Raw genomic sequence first — 19478 nt, forward strand, 5'->3', positions numbered from 1 at the left:
CGGTCCGGCTGCGTGGCGGGCTCGCGCCGGGCCGGCAGGCTGTCGGCGGCGGCGGCCGGTCGGCTGTCGGCGACGGCCGGCAGCGCCTTGGCCGGGGTCGCGGCCTCGATGGCGAGCAGCCGGCGGCCCTCCAGGGCGCTGGCCCGCTCGGTCTCGGCGGTGGCGTAGCGGCGCAGCAGCTCGGCGTGTTCGCTGCGCAGCCGGGCCAATTCGGCGCGCTTGGCGCGGAGTTTGACGTCCAGGGCGGAGCGGATCTCGCGGGACTCCTCGATATCCGTTTCGAGCTCGGCGATCCGCTCCTCGGTGCGCCATTCGTCGCGCACCCGGGCGCGGGTGAGTTCGGCGACCCGTCGGCCGGCCTTGCGGTCCCAGGTCCGCAGAAGGACGGCGCCGGTGAGTGCGGCGGCCGCCGCGCCCGCGGCGAGCACCCGTTGCACCAGATCGTCGCCGACAAACCACGCGCCCGCGGCGCAGGCGATTGACGCACCGGCGACCGTCGAGGGAGGAAGCAGCCGGTGGAGGGGTGGTGAATGGCGGTGGCGTCCTCGTGGCATGGCCAGAAACTTACCGTGCGTGCGGGGCCTATGGGGCCCCGCACGCCAATCCGTTTCCCGCTGGTTACTTCTTGACCAGCCCCTTGGACTCCAAATATGCCCGCGCGACATCGACGGGCTTGAGTCGCTCGGCATCGACCTTGCGGTTCAAGTCGATCAAGTCTTCGGTCGTCAGCGCACTCGTGAGCTTCCCGAGGGCGGTCTCGATCTCCTTGTCGCCGGCGCTCTCGGCATTCACCACCGGCAGCACATTGTCGGCGTTCTGGAGCTTCTTGTCGTCCTTCAGAAGCACCAGCCCGAAGTTGTCGAGCGTGGCGTCCGTGGTCGTGGTGAGCACCAGTTGGTCGGTGCCGTCCTTGACCGCCTGCTTGGCCTGCGGGGTCCCGACGCCCTTGGGGTCCAGGCCCGTGATGTCGATGCCGTACGTCCGCTCCAGGCCCGGCTTGCAGAACACCCGGGTCTCGCACTCCTCACCCGAGGCGAGTTTGATCTTCTGCTTCGATTTACCGAGGTCGGAGAGGGTCTTCAGCTTGTGCTTGGCGGCGAATTCCTTGGTGACCGCGAACGCGTTCTGGTCCGTCGCGCCGCCCGCCGCCAGCACCTTGAGTCCGCGCGGCCCGGCGAGCTTCTTGAGCGCCGTCACCGTCTTGGCGATGTCGCTGGAGGCGACGGGCTTCGCCTTGCTGCCGTTCTCCTTCGCATTGAGGAATTCGGCGAGCGTGGAGGCATATTCCGGAACGACATCGATCTGGCCCTTCTCCAGGGCCGGTTCATACAGCTCGCGATTGGCGAGCGTCTGCACCCGTGTGTGGTAACCGGCCTCGCCGAGGAGCTGGGAATAGATCTCGGCGAGCACCTTCGACTCGGTGAAACCGGCCGAGCCGATGACGATCACCTTCCCACCGCCCTTGTCGTTGCCCCCGCCCTTCTGCTCCAGGCTCTGGCCACCGCACGCGGCCAGCCCGGCCGCCAGCGCGATGACCGTGCCCGCGACAAGCGCGGTGCGGGCCGCGCGCGATCTGCTGCTCATGGATGCCACCATTCAGTCCGTTCGGATCAGGTCTGGTCCGGTCGAATCGGGTCGACGCGGTCGATGCTTACGGTCCGGCTGCCGGGCCCGGTAAGACGCCGGTCGCCCCCGACCGCTCGCCGCGCGTACGCGATCCCGTACGCGCGGCACGCCGCCGCCCCCGCATCGGGTCCAGGAGCCGCTCCGCCAGCACCAGGACGCCCTCCACCGCCAGGGCGAGGACGGCCACCAGCAGGGCGCCCGCGACCACCTGCGCGGTGTCGTAGTTGCCGAAGCCCGCGGTGATGATCCGGCCCAGGCCCCCGCCACCGGCCAGCGCGGCCAGCGTCGCGGTCGCCACCACCTGCACCGTGGCCGACCGCAGGCCCGTCATGATCAGCGGATAGGCGAGCGGTATCTCGACCCGCAGCAGGAGCTGCGGCCCGGACATGCCCATCCCGCGGGCCGCCTCGACCACATCGCGGTCCGCCTCCCGCATGCCCAGATAGGCGTTGGTCAGCAGCGGCGGCACCGCGAACAGCACCAGCGCGATGATCGTCGGCCAGTCCCCCTGCGTGCCCAGCGGACTGAGCGTCAGCAGCACCAGGACCGCGAAGGTCGGCACCGCGCGCCCCACGTTGGAGAGGTTGACCGCCAGCGCCCCGCCCTTGCCGATATGCCCCAGAAACAGCGCCACCGGCAGGGCTATCAGGCAGGAGAGGGCCAGGCACAGCGCGCTGAGCCAGAGATGCTCGGCCAGCCGGTGCCACACCCCCTTCTCCCCGGCCCAGTTGGCGGCCGTCGTCAGCCACTGCCATGCGCCCGCGATCGCGTCCATCGCTCAGCCCGCCACCTTCGCCACACGGCCGCCGCGCCGCGCACCGGCCTTCGCCCGCGCCTGCGCCCGCGTCCAGGGCGTCAGCAGTCGCTGAAGGCCCATCAGCAGCAGATCGGCGAGGAGCGCCAGCAGCACACACAGCACCGACGCCGTCAGCACCTCCGCCTTGAAGAAGCCCTCCATGCCGCTGGCTATGAGATTCCCCAGGCCGCCGTAGCCGACGACGGAGCCGATGGTCGTCATCGCCACCGTCGAGACCGTGGCGATCCGCAGTCCGGCCACCAACGCGGGCAGCGCCAGCGGGAGTTCCACCTCGAACAGCAGCCGCGCGGAGCCGTATCCCATCCCCCGGGCGGCCTCCCGCACCTCGGCGGGCACCGCCTGAAGACCGGCGAGGATGTTGCGCACCAGGATCGTCAGCGAATACAGCACCAGGCCCGTGACGACCACCGCCGCCGAGACTCCGAAGACCGGCGTCAGCAGCGCGAACATCGCCAGCGAGGGGACCGTGTAGAGAACCGTCGTCAGCCCGAGGACCGGCCCGGCCGCACCCCGCCAGCGGCGGGCCGCCAGCGCCAGCGGGAAGGCGATCAGCACCCCGAGCGCCACGGACACCGCCGTGATGCCGATGTGCTGGACCGTCGCGTCGACCAACTCCTGGCTGCGGGTGCGGAGATATTCACCGCAGATCCAGTCGTTCGTCTGCAGACAGCTCGGCCCCGCGGCACCGCCGCTCATGGCACGTCACCTCCCCCGCCCCTGTCGCTCACCGTCCGGTGACTGTCTGCGACCCTAAACCCCACCACTGACAATCGGACCGGTCCCGCAGCTCACGGGCGACATCGCCATCCACACGCAACACCGCGTTCACGACCGCCCGTCCACAATGGGCCCGTCCACCATGGGGGGAATCATGATCCGTTTCGAGCACGTCACCAAGAGCTACCCGGACGGCACCACGGCCGTGGACGACCTCACCTTCGAGGTCGCCGAGGGCGAACTCATCACGCTCGTCGGGCCCTCGGGCTGCGGCAAGACCACGACGATGAAGATGGTCAACCGGCTCATCGAGCCCACCAGCGGCCGTATCAGCCTCGGTGGCGAGGACATCTCCGCGATCGACCCCGTCCAACTGCGGCGCCGCATCGGCTATGTCATCCAGCAGGTCGGACTGTTCCCCCACAAGACCGTCCTGGACAACACCGCCACCGTCCCGCACCTCCTCGGCCGGCCCCGCAAAGAGGCCAGGGACCGTGCCGCCGAACTCCTCGACCTGGTCGGCCTGGACCCCTCGACGTACGGCGACCGCTACCCCGACCAGCTCTCCGGCGGCCAGCGCCAGCGCGTCGGTGTGGCCCGCGCGCTCGCCGCCGACCCGCCCGTCCTCCTGATGGACGAGCCCTTCGGCGCGGTCGACCCCGTCGTGCGCGAGCACCTCCAGAACGAGTTCCTGCGGTTGCAGTCCACGCTCCGCAAGACGGTCCTCTTCGTCACCCACGACATCGAGGAGGCGGTCCGGCTCGGCGACCGGATCGCCGTCTACGGTGCCGGGCGGATCGAGCAGTTCGACACCCCCGCGACGGTCCTGGGCGCCCCGGCGACCCCGTACACCGCCCAATTCGTCGGCGCGGACCGGGGCCTGAAGCGGCTCTCCGTCACGCCCGTCGAGCCCGGCGACCTGGAACAGCCCCCGATCGTCCGCCTCGACGACCCCGCGGCCCGCGCCGCCGGCCGGCTCAGCGCCGACGGCGCCCCCTGGGCGGTCGTCCTGGACGCCGACGGGTCGCTGTACGGCTGGGTCCCGTCGGCGGCGCTCACGGGCGCAGCCGGCGGCTCAGCGGCCGGGCCGGGCACCAAGAAGCTCGCCCCGCAGGGCACCGTCCGTGATCACGCCCGGCGGATGGACGCCTGGCTGCCGCTCGGCGCCCCGCTCAAGCAGGCGCTCAGCACGATGCTGCAACACGACGCCGGCTGGGTCGCGGTCCAGGACGGCGGCCGCTTCCTGGGCGTCCTCACGCCCGCCCGGCTGCACACCGCGCTGCGTCGCTCCACCACGGCGGACGCCGCGAACCTCCCGCGCGGCGAGATAGCCCTCGACACCGTCCCGGCATCCGGCCACACGGTCCCGGGCCCCGGCGCCTGACCGGGCGACGGGCGGCCGCGGCGCGACATGCCCCGCCTACCTGGGCCCGGCCGGGCCCGGCGTCACAGCGCCGCGTCCACCCCGCCGTTCCCGTTGCCGCCGTCCTCCGGCAGCTTGCACACCCGCTCCAGGAAGATCGCCGCGGCCACCACCGCCGCACCGGCGACCACCGACAGACCGGCGTAGATCGCCTGGTCCCGGCGCGGTGCGACATCGAGCCCCGCGGTCAGCAAAAAGACGCCGACGCCGCCGTACAGCCCGGCGACCAGCGACGCCACCAGCGCGCTGGCCTGCCCGAAGACCACCGCACGGGCGGCCACCAGCGGATCGACGCCCTTCGCGCCGGGCCGGCGCTCGCGCTGTGCGCGCAGCCGCGACCGGAGCGAGAACGCGGTGGCGGCGAGCACCGCGGCGATCAGCGCCAGCACGATCGGCGCGGCCACCGGCACGCTGGGGAGGGTGCCGATCGAGTCCCACAGCCGGGCGCCGCCCCAGGCCAGCACCCCGGCCGCCAGAAACAGCCCGACCAGCACCTTGATGTGTAGCTGCTTCACCGAGCGATCGCCCCTCGCGCCGTCATGACCATGCCTGCCGTCACGACCATCCTTGCCGCTATGGCCGCGCTGTCCGTTCCGTACGGATGCATCCCGCAGGGAACCGACCCGCAACCCTAACGGCTACTCCGGCAGCCGCAGTTCCAGGTCCGCTCGCGCGGTCACGCCCTCACGGCCGACCACTGACAGCAGTTCGGCCACCGCGCCGCGCCCGGGGACCTCCGCCTCCGGGTCGATGTCGTGCCACGGAACGAGGACGAACGCCCGCTCATGGGCGCGCGGGTGCGGCAGCGTCAGCCGCGGGTCGTCGGAGATCACGTCCTGATAGGCCAGGATGTCGACGTCGATCGTGCGCGGGCCCCAGCGCTCGTCGCGGACCCGCTCGAAGGCTTCCTCGATCGCATGCCCGCGCTCCAGGAGGGAGTCCGGCGGCAGCGTCGTCTTGATCAGCACCACGGCGTTGAAGTACGACGGCTGGGAGCCGGGGGCCACGCCCCAGGGCTCGGTCTCGTACACCGGGGAGACCGCCTTGACCCGCAGACCAGGGGTGTCCTCCAGCGCGTCGACGGCGCCCTGCAGCGTCTCCAGGCGGTTGCCGAGGTTGCTGCCGAGGGAGATCACGGCGCGTTTGGGATTGGAGAGCGTCACATCCGCGGCGTCCACCTGCTCCACGACGGAGGCGGGCACCGGCTGTACGGTCGGGTCACTGCTGGTGTTCATGTACTCGACTCCGAGTGATGGTGATGGTCACGTCGTCGAAGGGGACGGTGATCGGCGCGTCGGGCTTGTGCACCACCACCTCCACTTCCTGCACACCTTCGTGCTTGAGGCACTGGTCGGCGATGCGCTCGGCCAGGGTCTCGATGAGGTCGACGGGCTCGCCCTCCACGACGGCCACCACCTCCTCGGCCACGACGCCGTAGTGCACGGTCTTCGCGAGATCGTCGGAGGCGGCCGCCTGACGGGTGTCCAGACCGAGCACCAGGTCGACGATGAAGGTCTGGCCTTCCTCGCGCTCCCGGGGGAACACCCCGTGGTGGCCTCGGGCCTTCAGCCCACGCAGCGCGACACGATCCACCCGAATCACTCCCACTGGTCCCACGGCACCTCTGGCGCCACTGTTCGTCGGTTTCGGGCAGGCACCAGACGGATCCGGCAACACTGCCCCGCCATCGAATCTACCTTCGAGCACCGACAGTCCTCGCCCACGGGGGCTATGGACAAGACCCCGTCCTACTGCTAGGCGCCGCCCCGTAGAGCAGCCCTGAGCAGGCCGGGAGACCGTCCGCGCGGCCTCTTACCCCCCTCCCCACGCCCCACCCCTACCCGTGCCGCACTTGGCTCGAACGGGTGCGCCTCGACCGGACGGCTGACGCCCGCCGCTGACGCGTGCGCAGGCCATCGACCCGCGCGCAAGGGCGGGCGGCCATGGGAAGGCTCACACCCCGCCCCCACCGGGCCCGGCGCCCCCGTCCCCCTGGGGGAACGGCCTCAGAGGGCGTCCTCGTCGCCCTCGCCCTCGCCAACTCCCCCGTCCTCGTCCTCCTCCTCGTCGCGGTCCGCCAGCACCGGCGACCCGTGGTGCGACCACACCCGCCAGCCGTCCTCCGTACGCCGGAAGACATTGGTCGCCACGACCAGCTGGCCGATCAGCGGCCCCACCGAGCCGTCGTCCTCGGCGGGCCCGCCGCTGAGAATGTTCTCGGTGCAGGTCACCAGCGCGGTGTCACCGATGACATCGATCTCCACGTCCGTGAGGAAGAACTGGATGTACTCGGTGTTCGCCATGATCAGTGCGTACGAGCGGAGCACCTCGCCGCGCCCTCGCAACACGGGCCACCCGGGGTGGACCACACTCACCTGACCGTCCAGCCACAGCTCGGACAGCGCCTCGTGATCGCCGCGCTCGATGGTCTCGTACAGGGTCGTGTTCGCCTGCTCGACCAGCTCGATGTCCGTCCGTGGGCCCAAGCCGCTCACACCGTTCCCGTCGTGTTCGCCGTCGTCTCGCTCGCATCACTGCCACCGGCCGTACCGGCCACATGGGCGCCGGCGGCCGCTGCCGCCGCGCCCTCCACGGCACGGGCCACCCGTACCGCATCCGCGCTCGCCCTGACCTCGTGCACCCGCACCGCCCAGGCCCCCTCTCGCGCCACGATCGCCGACACCGCCGCCGTCGCGGCGTCCCGCTCCCGGGCCGGCGGCGGGGCGGCTCCCTCGCCGCCTGCCAGCACCCTGCCCAGGAACCGTTTCCTCGATGCGGCCACGAGCAGCGGCCGGCCCAGCGCCCGCAGCCGCGCCAGACGGGCGACCAGCGCGAGGTCGTGCCCGGCGTCCTTGGCGAAGCCCAGACCGGGGTCCAGGACGATCCGGTCCGGATCGATACCGCCGGACACCGCGCGCTCCATGCTCCGCCCGAGCTCGTCGACGACCTCGCCGACCACGTCCGCGTAGACGGCGCGGTTGTTCATGTCGATGGACTGTCCGCGCCAGTGCATGACGACGAACGGGACGTGGTACGAAGCCACCACCGGCACCATCGCCGGGTCGGCGGCGCCCCCGCTGACGTCGTTGACCAGACGCGCCCCGGCCTCCACAGCCTGCTCGGCGACCGAGGCGCGCATGGTGTCGACGGAGACCACGACGCCGGCCGCGGCCAGCTCCCGTACGACCGGAACGACCCGGCGCAGCTCCTCGGCCTCGTCCACCCGCGCCGCGCCCGGCCGGGTCGACTCGCCGCCCACGTCGACCATGTCGGCGCCCTGCGCCACCAGGTCGAGACCGTGTTTGACGGCAAGTTCGGTGTCGAACCAGTCGCCACCGTCCGAGAACGAATCGGGCGTCACATTCACGACGCCCAGCACCGCGCAGCGGTCCCAGTCCGGCAGTCCGGCCACCCGGCCACGCAACGTACTCATGGCACCAGCGTAGGCCGTGTGCCGACCGGCCGGATTGCGGCCACCGTGTGGCAGGATCTCGCGGGCGCCGGCCCGCTCAGGCCACCCGCTCGACGGCGCCCGCCGCCGCCCGGGCCGGCTCCGGCACATGCGCGCACGGCCGCGGCTCGGCGGCCTTCCTGCGCCGCAGTACGCGCGGCAGGCCCAGCTCCAGATAGCCCTCGGCCTGCAGCGCCGCCAGGCCGATGCGCGGGATGTCACGGCTGTTGCGGAAGACCACGAAGCGGGGCTCCCAGCGTGGCCGGAACTTGTCGTTGAACTTGTAGAGCGACTCGATCTGGTACCAGCGGGACAGGAAGATCAGCATGCCGCGCCAGACCCGGATGACGGGCCCCGCACCGAGCTTCTCGCCGCGCTCCAGGGAGGAGCGGAAGACCGCGAAGTTCAGCGACACCTGCTTGATCTTGAGATCGGGGGCCGCCTGAAGCGCGGCGACGATCAGCAGCTCGTTCATGCCGGGGTCGGCGCTGCGGTCGCGCCGCATCAGCTCCAGGGAGATCCCGGTATCGCCCCACGGCACGAAGTGCTGCATGGCCTTCAGGTCCCCGTACGGGCCGTCCTCCTCGCCCTCGCCGGCCGCCAGATGGGCGGTGGCGATCACCGCATCGCCGTCGGTCACCGCGTCGATCCGGCCCAGCGCCATGGAGAAGCCGCGCTCGGTGTCGGTGTCCCGCCAGGCGTCCGCGGCCTTCTGGATCCGCGCCAGCTCCTCCGGCTCCAGGTCGCGCACCCGGCGCACCCGGGTCTCGTATCCGTTGCGCTCGATGCGCTTGACCATCTGCCGTACGTTGCGCATCGCGCGCCCGGTGAGGGTGAAGTCGGCGACGTCCACGATCGCCTCGTCGCCGAGCTCCAGCGCGTCCATGCCGGTCTCCCGGGTCCACACCTGACCGCCGGTCTCGCTGCAGCCGGTGACCGCCGGCGTCCAGGAGTGCGCCCGTGCCTCCTCCATGAAGCGCTCGATGGCGCCCGGCCAGGCCTCGACATCGCCTATCGGGTCACCGCTGGCGAGCATCACACCGGAGATCACCCGGTAGCAGACCGCGGCCTTGCCGGTCGGCGAGAACACCGCGCCCTTGTCGCGGCGGAGCGCGAAGTAGCCGAGCGAGTCCCGGGCGCCGTGCTTGTCGAGCAGCTCGCGCAGCCGCTGCTCGTCGTCGTCGGTCAGCCGGGCCGCCGGGTGTTCGGGCCGGAAGGCGAGGTACGCGGTGGTGGCGACGGTCAGCAGGCCCAGCGCGCCGAGCGAGTAGCCGACGGTGTAGTCGACCTGGTTGGTGTAGCCGATGGGGCCCTCGAAGCCGAACAGGCCCCACAGGACGTGCTGGGCGCGGTCCCAGAAGGACGGCGAGCCGACGATCTGGTGGTGGTGGGAGCTGACGATCACCATGCCGATGGCGAAGCTCGCGCCGCCGAGGACGACGAGGTTGGCTACGGCCTTCCAGCGGCTGCGCGGATCGGGCAGGGCCGCGAATTCCTTCCGGTGCCACACCAGGAACGCCAGCAGCGCAAGCGAGAGCACCGCTCCGAAAACGGAGTGGCGGTACACGAGCTGAGCGGCGATCCCTACGGGGAGCAGCGCCACGGCCGCTCCCCAGGCCCGCCGCTTGCGCCGTTTGAGCCCATGGGCCAAAAGGAGCAGCAGGATGCCGACGACGATGGAGGCGGCGGCCGCCAACGGGCTCACCGCGCCCGGCAACACCTCCGCGAGGGCGTGCATCCGGCTGTGCCGGAATCGCGGGAACACTCCGGCCACCAGGTTCAGCAGACCGACGACCACGCCGGCCGTTCCGACGAACCCCGGCACCGATTCCGGCCGCGGGCCGCGGAGCCAGCGTGGCGTTCGCCACGCAACCGTCTCCGACTTTTCGCCATCTAGCCTGTCAGACATCACTTTCCCGTCGCCCCGGTCGAGAGAACGTGCGAGCCTTGTCGCAGCATCTGGACTTTTTGCGCCCTGTATGACGGCGTTTCAGGGCTCGGGGTTCCACTAGCGGTACGGATGGCCCGGCCGCCCGGAAGAAAGCACCACATGGGTCTCACCAGCAAGAAAGTGCTGCTTCTTGCCGTCCTCGTCGCGGTGGCACTGTTCATCCTCACTGTTTGGCTTTGGCCGCGCCTGTCCAAGGGGAACTGGCGCACCGTCCTCGGGCGCATCGGACTCCTGCTGGCAACCCAGCTCTCCCTCTTCGCCTCGATCGGCCTGTTCGCCAACAACTCCTTCGGCTTTTACGCCTCCTGGGCCGACCTCTTCGGCCAGGAGCAGGATCCGGGCGTGGTCACCAACTACCAGACCGGCCCGAACGGGACGAAGTTGCAGATGCTGGGCACCGAGCGCATCAGCGTCGAGAACGGGTCCCGGCCCAAGGCCGCCGGCCGGATCGACAAGGTGCTGATCCGCGGGGAGCATTCCAAGATCGCCAGCCCCGCGTTCGTCTATCTGCCGCCGCAGTACTTCCAGAAGAAATACGCGAACACGAAATTCCCGGCGGCCCTGGTGCTCACCGGCTACCCCGGCACCGCCGAGGCCCTCTACAAAAAGCTGCATTTCCCGCAGACCCAGCACGATCTGCTCAAACAGCACAAGATGCGGCCGACGGTCCTGGTGATGATGCGCCCGACCGTCGCACCGCCCCGCGACACCGAGTGCGTGGACATACCGAACGGCCCGCAGACCGAGACCTTCTTCACCAAGGACCTGCGCACGGATATCGCCGAGCACTACCGAATAGGGCGCGAGGCCAAGAGCTGGGGGGTCATGGGCGACTCCACCGGCGGCTACTGCGCGCTGAAGATGACCATGCGCCACCCCGAGGCGTACTCCACCGCCGTGGCCCTCTCGGGCGCCTACAAGGCCCCTCTCGACGCCACCACCGGTGACCTCTTCGACGGCAACCGGCAGCTGGAGCGCGAGAACAATCTGCTGTGGCGCCAGCGCAACAAGCCCGCGCCTCCGGTGAACCTGCTGGTCACCACCAGCAAGCAGGGCGAGGCGAACTACCACCAGACGCTGCGTTTCATCCAGCAGACGAAATCGCCGACCCGCATCTCGTCGATCATCCTCGACAGCGGCGGCCACAACTTCAACACCTGGCGCCGCGAGATCCCCTCCGCCCTGGAGTGGATCGGCAACCACCTCAAGGCCTGACACACCCGTGTGGTCCTGAACACGCCCGGGTCCCTGCAACGCCTGAGGGGCCCGGGCGTCACCGTCCCGTCCGCGCCAGATGCCCGTTGGACAAGAAACCCGGGTGCGGTTCGAGGCGGAAGCTGTAGAGCGTGAACGGTTTCGTGCCTCCGGCGATGCGCGGGTCCTGGACCCATCCGGCTTCGACGAGTTCCACAGCATGGGCCTCGGGTACGAACGTGCGGCGTCCGGGCCAACTGTCCGCAGCAATCACTTGAGAGGCCCTCCCGTCGGTGCTCGGCGTGAACCTGGCCCCGGTACGTTCGCACCACGCGCGGAAATCGTTGCCGCAGATGATGCGCATCGCCACCAACGTACTGCCGCAACAGATCTGCCAGGTACGAGCAGACAACACGAACCCGGAAACCCGGCACGTCCCGCCCGAGGTAGCCGGACGGCCGGGAGACTGGTTCGACGCGGGCTTGCAGCCCCGATGCGCCCTTGAGAGCGGCGGCGTACTTGGCGGCGAACACCTCCTCGTTCACCACCAGTGACACATGGTTCGTGCCGACGGTCCCATCAGCACAAGTAGCTCCGATGACATATCCGAGCTGGTATCCGGGACAGATGGACAGCCACTCCCGGCAAAGCTTCGGGCAGCGGACCACGCCACAACGGTCTCCGCGGCATCAGCGGCATGCGCCCAGCCGTCCGGGCTCGTGAGAAGCAAACTCTCATGGGCCGCGATAAGCGCGCGGGCTGTGCTGACCTGGATCAGGCGATGAGTTTTCACAGCTGCTCGGCAGCCCACCGCTCCCCACACCGACCCCCTCATGCGTAACCATCGCACCACGGGGAGTACGGGGAGGCAGTGACAATCAGGCCGGTCCGCTGCGCTTGAAGGGATCTACCGAGCCATTATCAGGCTCATCGCCTCGGCCCGGGTCGAAGCGTCCCGAAGCTGGCCGCGCACCGCCGAGGTGGTCGTCTTGGCCCCCGGCTTGCGAATTCCGCGTACCGACATGCACATGTGTTCCGCTTCGACCACGACAATCGCGCCCCGGGCTTCGAGGATCCGCATGAGAGAGTCCGCGATTTGAGTGGTCAGACGTTCCTGCACCTGCGGGCGGCGGGCGTAGACGTCGACCAAGCGGGCCAGCTTGGACAACCCGGTGATCTTGCCGCTCTCGGCCGGGATGTACCCGACGTGCGCCACACCATGGAAGGGCAGGAGATGGTGTTCGCACAGCGATACGATTTCAATGTCCTTGACCAGGACCAGCTCATCATGCCCGAGGTCGAACGTCGTCGTCAGTACATCCTCAGGTTGCTGCCAGAGCCCCGCAAGAATCTCCTTGTACGCCCGCGCCACCCGTGCCGGCGTCTCCAGCAGCCCCTCGCGGTCCGGGTCCTCGCCCACCGCGATGAGCAGCTCGCGGACGGCGTTCTCGGCGCGCTTCTCGTCGAATATGCCGATCTTGCCGTCGACGTCCAGCGTCACAGGGTCCGTCATGTGGTGCCTCGTTCCTTCTGCGCCCGCTCGGATCGCGGTCGAATCGCGAAATGCCGCGCCCCCAGGCTAAACCTGAAGGGCGCGGCATTTATTCCGGGGCCTGAGGCCGCCGGGATGCTCAGCTCTCGGGGCGCTTGTCCTCGGGAACCTCCGCCTTCTCCGTGGAGACGGTGGCGGTCGTCGGCACGGAGCCGTTGGCCGGGGCCAGCTCCTTGGGCGACAGCACCGGCGGCCGGGTGGAGGGCGTACGGCGCGAGGAGCCGGTCCACGCCGGGCGCGCCGGGCGCTTGATCACATGCTTGAAGAGCTCGGCGATCTCTTCCTTGTTGAGCGTCTCCTTCTCCAGGAGCGTCAGCACCAGGTTGTCGAGCACATCGCGGTTCTCGACCAGGATCTCCCACGCCTCGTTGTGCGCGGTCTCGATGAGCTTCTTGACTTCCTCATCGACCAGCGCGGCGACCTCTTCGGAGTAGTCGCGCTGGTGACCCATCTCACGGCCCAGGAAGGGCTCGGAGTTGTCGGTGCCGAACTTGATCGCGCCGAGCCGCTCGGTCATGCCGTACTGCGTGACCATCGCGCGGGCCGTTGCGGTGGCCTTCTCGATGTCGTTCGCGGCGCCCGTGGTCGGGTCGTGGAAGACCAGCTCCTCCGCCGCGCGGCCGCCCAGCATGTACGCCAGCTGGTCGAGCATCTCGTTGCGGGTGGTGGAGTACTTGTCCTCGTCGGGCAGGACCATGGTGTAGCCCAGGGCCCGGCCGCGGGACAGGATCGTGATCTTGTGGACCGGGTCGGAGTTCGGTGAAGCCGCCGCGACCAGGGCGTGTCCGCCCTCGTGGTACGCGGTGATCTTCTTCTCCTTCTCGGACATGATCCGGGTCCGCTTCTGCGGGCCGGCCACGACGCGGTCGATCGCCTCGTCCAGGAAGTGGTTGTTGATCAGCTTCTCGTCGCCCCGGGCCGTCAGCAGCGCGGCCTCGTTGAGGACGTTCGACAGATCGGCACCGGTGAAGCCGGGGGTGCGCTTGGCGACGGCCGAGAGGTCGACGTCCGGGGCGACCGGCTTGCCCTTCTGGTGGACCTTGAGGATCTCCAGACGGCCCTGCAGGTCCGGACGGTCGACGGCGATCTGCCGGTCGAAGCGGCCGGGGCGCAGCAGCGCCGGGTCGAGGATGTCCGGGCGGTTCGTGGCGGCGATCAGGATCACGCCGCCCTTCACGTCGAAGCCGTCCATCTCGACCAGCAGCTGGTTGAGGGTCTGCTCGCGCTCGTCGTGGCCACCGCCCAGGCCCGCACCACGGTGCCGGCCGACGGCGTCGATCTCGTCGACGAAGACGATCGCCGGGGCGTTCGCCTTGGCCTGCTCGAACAGGTCACGGACACGGGAGGCACCGACACCGACGAACATCTCGACGAAGTCGGAACCGGAGATCGAGTAGAACGGGACGCCCGCCTCGCCGGCGACGGCGCGCGCGAGCAGCGTCTTGCCCGTTCCGGGCGGGCCGTACAGCAGCACGCCCTTGGGAATCTTGGCGCCGACGGCCTGGAACTTCGCCGGCTCCTGGAGGAACTCCTTGATCTCGTGGAGCTCCTCGACCGCCTCGTCCGACCCCGCGACGTCCGAGAACGTCGTCTTCGGGGTGTCCTTGGTGATCAGCTTCGCCTTCGACTTCCCGAAGTTCATCACCCGGGAGCCGCCGCCCTGCATCTGATTCATCAGGAACAGGAAGGCGATCGGGATGAGAATGAAGGGGAGCAGCGTCAGCAGCACGCTGACGAACGGATTCTGCTTCGACGGGGAGACGGTGTACCCGTCTTTGATTTCGCCGGTCTGGTACTTGGCCTGCAGGTTCTTCGCCAGATCGACGCCCTGGTCGCCGATGTAGCTTGCCTGGATCTTGTTGGAGCCGTCGACCTTGTTGGAGCCCGACAGCTCGACCTTGATCTTGTTCTCGTCACCGGTCGTCAGCTCGGCGGACTTCACCTTGTTGTCAGCGATCGCCTTGACGACCTGACCGGTGTCCACCGTCTTGTAGCCGCCGGACGAGCCGACGACCTGCATCAACACGACCACGGCGAGGACGGCCAGCACGATCCACATGACCGGCCCACGGAAGTATCGCTTCACGTCCATCCATACGGAGCCGCTGAGGCCCCGTCCCTCCTGCCACAGTGAGGCACAACGCCCTTGGGAGGGCTGGTCGTGCGTACGGTGTATTACTGGCCCGAAAAAGAACTGCCTTCGGACGGTACCCCAGCATTGTCACCCGGCGCCTGCGCCGACGGTGAACATGCAGCCGAGGATTCCGTTCTCCCTGCTCCAACGGCGGGAGGCCCCGAAGGGTTCCCGCCGGGGCGCAGCGGCAGGTCCGGGCCTCGCCCGGCCACGTCGGCCGGACGGGCGCGGAACGCCCTCAGCCGCCGTAGACGTGCGGCGCGAGGGTACCGACGAACGGCAGATTGCGGTACTTCTCCGCGAAGTCCAGGCCGTAGCCGACGACGAACTCGTTGGGGATGTCGAAGCCGATCCACTTCACGTCGATGGCGACCTTGGCCGCGTCCGGCTTGCGCAGCAGCGTGCAGACCTCCAGCGAGGCCGGCTCGCGCGAGCCGAGGTTCGACAGCAGCCACGACAGCGTCAGGCCGGAGTCGATGATGTCCTCGACGATCAGGACGTGCTTGCCCTTGATGTCGGTGTCGAGGTCCTTGAGGATGCGGACCACGCCGGAGGACTGGGTGCCCGCGCCGTAGGAGGAAACGGCCATCCAGTCCATCGTGACGGGGGTGGACAGCGCACGCGCCAGATCCGCCATCACCATCACGGCGCCCTTGAGGACTCCGACGATGAGCAGGTCCTTGCCCGCGTACTCCGCGTCGATCTTCGCGGCCAGCTCGGCCAGCTTCGCGTCGATTTCTTGCTTGGTGATGAGCACCGACTGAAGGTCGGTGCTCATGTCCTTGTCGTCCACCCGTGCCACTCTCGCTTGGTTCGGTGTTCACGTCAGTCGTGAGACTTCGGATGCGGGGCAGCGTCTCGGCTCAGCCCTGCCGAATGACCAGTCTGCCACCCTGCCGACGGACACCGACCCGCCCGGGGAGGTTGATGGCCCCCTGCCCCCGCCAGGCCGTGATCAGCCGGTCCACTTCCTCGATGTGGCGGGCGAAGAGCGAACCGGCCGGTGAACCGGCGCCGATGACGGCCCGGCGCAGCACCCGGCGGCGTACCGCGGGGGGCAGGGCGAACAGGGCGGCGACGTCGAGGGTGCCGGTGTCGTCGAGCACCGCGCCCTCGGCATCGGCGGCCCAGGCGTCCAGGGCGTCGGCGTCGTCGCGGGAGAGCTGGGCGGTACGGGCCAGCGCCTCGACGACGCCCTTGCCGAGCGCCTTCTCCAGGGCGGGCAGCCCTTCGTGGCGCAGCCGTGAGCGGGTGTAGGCGGGGTCGGCGTTGTGCGGGTCGTCCCAGACGGGCAGCGACTGGATCAGACAGGCCTTGCGGGCGGTCTGGCGGTCCACGTCCAGGAAGGGGCGGCGGTAGCGGCCGTTCCTGCCGCTGGTCGCGGCCATCCCGGAGAGCGAGCGGGTCCCGGAGCCGCGGGCGAGACCGAGCAGCACCGTCTCGGCCTGGTCGTCGCGGGTGTGGCCGAGGAGGACCGCGGAGGCGCCGTGGCGTTCGGCGGTGGCGTCCAGGGCGGCGTAGCGGGCGTCACGGGCGGCGGCCTCGGGCCCGCCCACCCGTCGCCCGCCACCACCCCGGTACGAGGCGCTGTGCGCCACCCTGTTTGATTCGTCCACATCGACGGCGATGGCCTCTACCGGGTCGAGCCGCAGGGCCCGCAGCCGCAGGGCGACCTCGGCGGCGCGGAGGTCGGAGCCCTCCTGGAGCCCGTGATCGATGGTGACGCCCCCGGCGCGGACGCCCAGCTTGGGGGCCTCGAAAGCGAGAGCGGAAGCGAGCGCCATCGAATCGGCGCCGCCGGAGCACGCGACGAGCACGAGCGGGGGCTCGCGCCGGTCCTGCGCGCAGTCGTGGTTGAGCACGTCGTGGAGTACGCGGCGGACCGCCAGGCGTATCGCGGCGACCGCTGGATGGGGACCCATGTCCGTTTCCAATCGTTCAGCTGGGGAGCCTCGGGCTGCGGACGGCACATCGTCACACAGAGTGCCTAGATGGTGACAGAGACGAGCGGTTCCCCGAGCATTGCACGCCTATCCATCGGCAACGGTCCCTCAGACGGGTGATAGAAGGGGCGCTCTTCTGCCACGCGGCGTGCCCAGCTCACGCCGTTCGCTTACGGTGCCCCGTCGGCCTTGCGGTGCACCCGCGCGATCCAGTCCGCCGGTTTGGCGATCTCTTGTTTGGTGGGGAGAGTGTTCGGCGACGTCCACACACGGTTGAAACCGTCCATGCCGACCTCCTCGACGACCGAGCGGACAAACCGCTCACCATCGCGGTACTGCCGCAGCTTGGCGTCCAGACCGAGCAGCTTACGCAGCGCCTGGTCCAGCCGTCCGGCACCACTGGCCCGGCGCTTTTGGAACTTCTCCCGGATCTCGGCGACCGAGGGCACGACATCCGGCCCCACGCCATCCATCACATAATCGGCATGTCCCTCCAGCAGGGACATCACCGCCGTCAACCTGCCGAGAATCTCGCGCTGCGCGGGCGTCTGTACGAGATCGACGATGGAGCGGCCGCCGTCGTCGCCCTCCTCGCCCTCGGGCTTGGCGCCGGCCAGCGACTGGGCGGCCTCGCGCAGCCGCTCCAGGAGCGTGCCCGGATCGATGTCCGTCTCGCCGAGGAACGACTGGATCTCGCCCTCGATGTGGTCGCGCAGCCACGGGACGGCCGTGAACTGGGTGCGGTGGGTCTCCTCATGGAGGCACACCCACAGCCGGAAGTCGTGCGGCTCCACGTCGAGCTCGCGCTCCACATGGACGATGTTCGGCGCGACCAGGAGCAGCCGGCCGCCCTGGGCCGCTGCCGGCAGGTCACGGGAGGCCGGGGCGAACGTCTCGTACTGGCCGAGGACCCGCGAGGCCAGGAACGACAGCAGCATGCCCAGCTCCACGCCGGTCACCTTGCCGCCCACCGCGCCGAGCACCGCACCACCGGGAACCGTCGAACGGCGGTCCTCCATCTTGGCCAGCAGCGGCTTGAGCACGGCCCGGAACCCGGCGACATTGGCCTTGATCCAGCCGGGCCGGTCCACGACCAGGACAGGTGTGTCGTGCGGCAGCTCGCCCGTCGCGTCGGGCTGTGCCATCCGCGTGAACGCGCGGACGTGCGCCTCGGAGGACTTGGCGTGCCTGCGCAGCTCGGCGACGATCGCCCGCGCCTCGTCCCGGCTCACCTCCGGCCCGGGCCGCACGAACCGGGTCGCGGTCGCGACCGCGAGATTCCAGTCGACCATCTCGGTTCCACCGATGCTCGTCATGGGTTCACCGTACGTGGGCACTCCGCCAGGGGGTAGCCGACCACGGTTCCGGCTTTCTGCGGGTGTGGTGACCTGCCTTAGCGGCACCCGCAGTTGGCCACCGCCGAGGCGAGTTTGTCGAGGGCCTGTTGGGCGCCCTGGGGGTCGGTGGTGCCGGTGGTCATGAAGGAGAAGACCAGGAGGCGGCCGTCGGCGTCGACGACGGTGCCGGCGAGGGTGTTCACGCCGGTGAGGGTGCCGGTTTTGGCGCGTACGGCGCCGGCGCCGGTGCTCTGGCCCGTGTAGCGGTTGCTCAGGGTGCCGGTGAAGGCGGCCACCGGGAGGCCGGTGACGACGGGGCGCAGGGCGGGGTACTCGGGGTCGGAGGCCTGGAGCAGGAGGCGGGAGAGCAGGGCGGCGGAGACCTTGTCGTCGCGGTCCAGGCCGCTGCCGTCCTCGAAGACGGCGCCGGCCAGGGGGAGGTGCGCCCGTTCGAGGGCGGTGCGTACGGCCTTGCCGGCGCCGGCGAAGCTGGCCGACCGGCGGGAGGCGAGGGCGGTCTGGCGGGCCAGGGCCTCGGCGATGTCGTTGTCGCTGTAGGTGAGCATCCGCTCGACGAGCGCCGAGAGCGGGAGGGAGTGGACGGCGGCGAGGCGCTCCTGCTTCTTGGGGGCCTTGGCGCCGGTGGGGTCGCCGTCGACGGTGATGCCGCGCTCGTGGAGGAGGTCGGCGAAGGTGCGGGCGGCGGTGCGGGCCGGATCGGCGTCGCGGGGGGCGGTGCCGTGCTCGGTGTCGTCCAGGCGCGCTTCGTCGGTCATCAGGGGCGTGACGGGGGCGATGTTCTCGTTGGGGCCGATGGGGTGCATAACGGGGCCCGAGTAGGCGGAGGTGTCGTAGCCCAGGCTGATCTTGGAGAGGTGGCGCTGCTTCAGGGCGCGCGCGGTGGCGTCGGCGAGGGTGCGCAGATTCGCGGGCTGCTCCTCGGCGCCGTGCCGCGGGGCGCGGGCGGTGAGGGTGGGGTCGCCGCCGCCGACCAGGACGATGCGGTCCTTGCCGGCCATGACGACCGTGGTGTTGATGCGGTGGTCGGGGCCGAGTGCGGAGAGCGCGGCGACGGCGGTGGCGAGCTTGACGGTGGAGGCGGGGGTGGCGGCCTTGTCCTGGCCGGCGCCGAAGACCTCACGTCCCGCGGCGACGTCGAGGACGGAGGCCGTACGCAGCGGGCCCAGCGCCGGGTCCTTGAGCAGCGGTGCGAGCGCGTCGGCCAGCCCCTCGTTGGTGGGTACGGGGGCCGCGCCACGGCCCGCGGCGCCGTGCGCGGGGCCGCCGAGCGCGGGCAGTACGGGCGGTGCGCTGGGCGCGGGGCGGTCGAGCC

Annotated in this window: 18 protein-coding genes and 1 pseudogene; 2 read left to right on the forward strand and 17 right to left on the reverse strand. The window is 70.2% G+C overall.

The features are described 5' to 3' along the window. The 4 genes and pseudogenes from DY245_RS39345 to DY245_RS39360 form a co-directional block, all read right to left on the reverse strand. Positions 1-554, reverse strand: a pseudogene (locus tag DY245_RS39345) (hypothetical protein); the annotation flags it as partial. A 64-nt stretch (positions 555-618) separates the two neighbouring features. Beyond that, positions 619-1584, reverse strand: coding sequence for an ABC transporter substrate-binding protein (locus tag DY245_RS39350; protein WP_128511903.1), 966 nt, complete (start codon positions 1582-1584; stop codon positions 619-621). Between the two features lie 67 nt (positions 1585-1651). Next, complete coding sequence (locus DY245_RS39355; RefSeq protein WP_244943541.1) at positions 1652-2401, reverse strand: ABC transporter permease; 750 nt, start codon at positions 2399-2401, stop codon at positions 1652-1654. Between the two features lie 3 nt (positions 2402-2404). After that, positions 2405-3139: an ABC transporter permease gene (locus DY245_RS39360; protein ID WP_128511904.1), complete on the reverse strand. Its 735-nt coding sequence runs from the start codon at positions 3137-3139 to the stop codon at positions 2405-2407. Positions 3140-3314: 175 nt separating this feature from the next. Between DY245_RS39360 and DY245_RS39365 the strand changes: the two genes are divergently transcribed. Next, positions 3315-4544: an ABC transporter ATP-binding protein gene (locus DY245_RS39365; RefSeq protein ID WP_128511905.1), complete on the forward strand. Its 1230-nt coding sequence runs from the start codon at positions 3315-3317 to the stop codon at positions 4542-4544. A gap of 62 nt (positions 4545-4606) precedes the next feature. On the opposite strand, the gene DY245_RS39370 is transcribed toward DY245_RS39365, so the two are convergent. From DY245_RS39370 to DY245_RS39395, 6 genes are all read right to left on the reverse strand, one after another. Next, positions 4607-5098 (reverse strand): DUF3180 domain-containing protein, encoded by a 492-nt coding sequence (locus DY245_RS39370; protein WP_128511906.1) that lies wholly within the window; start codon positions 5096-5098, stop codon positions 4607-4609. A gap of 123 nt (positions 5099-5221) precedes the next feature. Then, on the reverse strand, positions 5222-5818 hold the full coding sequence (folK, locus tag DY245_RS39375) for a 2-amino-4-hydroxy-6-hydroxymethyldihydropteridine diphosphokinase (protein ID WP_128511907.1): 597 nt from the start codon (positions 5816-5818) through the stop codon (positions 5222-5224). Further along, positions 5802-6176 (reverse strand): dihydroneopterin aldolase, encoded by a 375-nt coding sequence (gene folB, locus DY245_RS39380; RefSeq protein WP_030414985.1) that lies wholly within the window; start codon positions 6174-6176, stop codon positions 5802-5804. Before folB ends, folK begins: the two co-directional genes overlap by 17 nt. 413 nt (positions 6177-6589) lie before the next feature. Further along, the gene (locus DY245_RS39385) at positions 6590-7069 is read right to left on the reverse strand and encodes a nuclear transport factor 2 family protein (RefSeq protein WP_128511908.1); all 480 of its coding nucleotides are present in this window, start codon (positions 7067-7069) and stop codon (positions 6590-6592) included. A gap of 5 nt (positions 7070-7074) precedes the next feature. Then, entirely contained in the window at positions 7075-8016 is a 942-nt protein-coding gene (folP, locus tag DY245_RS39390; RefSeq protein WP_244943542.1) for a dihydropteroate synthase, read from the reverse strand. 76 nt (positions 8017-8092) lie between these two features. Next, positions 8093-9943 (reverse strand): phosphatidylglycerol lysyltransferase domain-containing protein, encoded by a 1851-nt coding sequence (locus DY245_RS39395; protein ID WP_128511909.1) that lies wholly within the window; start codon positions 9941-9943, stop codon positions 8093-8095. Positions 9944-10084: 141 nt separating this feature from the next. Here DY245_RS39395 and DY245_RS39400 point away from each other — a divergent pair, with 141 nt between their 5' ends. Continuing rightward, positions 10085-11200, forward strand: coding sequence for an alpha/beta hydrolase (locus DY245_RS39400; RefSeq protein WP_128511910.1), 1116 nt, complete (start codon positions 10085-10087; stop codon positions 11198-11200). A gap of 58 nt (positions 11201-11258) precedes the next feature. Here DY245_RS39400 and DY245_RS39405 read toward each other — a convergent pair whose 3' ends face one another. The 7 genes from DY245_RS39405 to dacB all read right to left on the reverse strand — a co-directional run. Further along, complete coding sequence (locus DY245_RS39405) at positions 11259-11543, reverse strand: hypothetical protein (protein WP_128511911.1); 285 nt, start codon at positions 11541-11543, stop codon at positions 11259-11261. Between the two features lie 543 nt (positions 11544-12086). Next, positions 12087-12692 carry a GTP cyclohydrolase I FolE gene (gene folE / locus DY245_RS39410; RefSeq protein WP_128511912.1) on the reverse strand — a complete coding sequence of 202 codons (606 nt, stop codon included), beginning with the start codon at positions 12690-12692 and terminating at the stop codon, positions 12087-12089. A gap of 118 nt (positions 12693-12810) precedes the next feature. Further along, positions 12811-14823: an ATP-dependent zinc metalloprotease FtsH gene (ftsH, locus tag DY245_RS39415; protein ID WP_128511913.1), complete on the reverse strand. Its 2013-nt coding sequence runs from the start codon at positions 14821-14823 to the stop codon at positions 12811-12813. 280 nt (positions 14824-15103) lie between these two features. Further along, on the reverse strand, positions 15104-15643 hold the full coding sequence (gene hpt, locus DY245_RS39420; RefSeq protein ID WP_128511914.1) for a hypoxanthine phosphoribosyltransferase: 540 nt from the start codon (positions 15641-15643) through the stop codon (positions 15104-15106). A gap of 85 nt (positions 15644-15728) precedes the next feature. After that, positions 15729-16787 (reverse strand): tRNA lysidine(34) synthetase TilS, encoded by a 1059-nt coding sequence (tilS, locus tag DY245_RS39425; RefSeq protein ID WP_128511915.1) that lies wholly within the window; start codon positions 16785-16787, stop codon positions 15729-15731. Between the two features lie 191 nt (positions 16788-16978). Beyond that, positions 16979-18124, reverse strand: coding sequence for a zinc-dependent metalloprotease (locus tag DY245_RS39430; RefSeq protein WP_128511916.1), 1146 nt, complete (start codon positions 18122-18124; stop codon positions 16979-16981). Between the two features lie 77 nt (positions 18125-18201). Then, a partial coding sequence (gene dacB / locus DY245_RS39435; RefSeq protein WP_128511917.1) for a D-alanyl-D-alanine carboxypeptidase/D-alanyl-D-alanine endopeptidase occupies positions 18202-19478 on the reverse strand: 1277 nt, incomplete at its 5' end.

This window comes from Streptomyces inhibens (genome assembly GCF_003389455.1).
Lineage (GTDB): Bacteria > Actinomycetota > Actinomycetes > Streptomycetales > Streptomycetaceae > Streptomyces > Streptomyces inhibens.

Coding starts and splice junctions, on each gene's coding strand:
- DY245_RS39350 (WP_128511903.1), bottom strand. CDS start 1,584: ATGAGCAGCAGATCGCGCGCGGCCCGCACCGCGCTTGTCGCGGGCACG.
- DY245_RS39355 (WP_244943541.1), bottom strand. CDS start 2,401: ATGGACGCGATCGCGGGCGCATGGCAGTGGCTGACGACGGCCGCCAAC.
- DY245_RS39360 (WP_128511904.1), bottom strand. CDS start 3,139: ATGAGCGGCGGTGCCGCGGGGCCGAGCTGTCTGCAGACGAACGACTGG.
- DY245_RS39365 (WP_128511905.1), top strand. CDS start 3,315: ATGATCCGTTTCGAGCACGTCACCAAGAGCTACCCGGACGGCACCACG.
- folK (WP_128511907.1), bottom strand. CDS start 5,818: ATGAACACCAGCAGTGACCCGACCGTACAGCCGGTGCCCGCCTCCGTC.
- folP (WP_244943542.1), bottom strand. CDS start 8,016: ATGAGTACGTTGCGTGGCCGGGTGGCCGGACTGCCGGACTGGGACCGC.
- DY245_RS39395 (WP_128511909.1), bottom strand. CDS start 9,943: ATGTCTGACAGGCTAGATGGCGAAAAGTCGGAGACGGTTGCGTGGCGA.
- DY245_RS39400 (WP_128511910.1), top strand. CDS start 10,085: ATGGGTCTCACCAGCAAGAAAGTGCTGCTTCTTGCCGTCCTCGTCGCG.
- DY245_RS39405 (WP_128511911.1), bottom strand. CDS start 11,543: ATGCGCATCATCTGCGGCAACGATTTCCGCGCGTGGTGCGAACGTACC.
- folE (WP_128511912.1), bottom strand. CDS start 12,692: ATGACGGACCCTGTGACGCTGGACGTCGACGGCAAGATCGGCATATTC.
- ftsH (WP_128511913.1), bottom strand. CDS start 14,823: ATGGACGTGAAGCGATACTTCCGTGGGCCGGTCATGTGGATCGTGCTG.
- hpt (WP_128511914.1), bottom strand. CDS start 15,643: ATGAGCACCGACCTTCAGTCGGTGCTCATCACCAAGCAAGAAATCGAC.
- tilS (WP_128511915.1), bottom strand. CDS start 16,787: ATGGGTCCCCATCCAGCGGTCGCCGCGATACGCCTGGCGGTCCGCCGC.
- DY245_RS39430 (WP_128511916.1), bottom strand. CDS start 18,124: ATGACGAGCATCGGTGGAACCGAGATGGTCGACTGGAATCTCGCGGTC.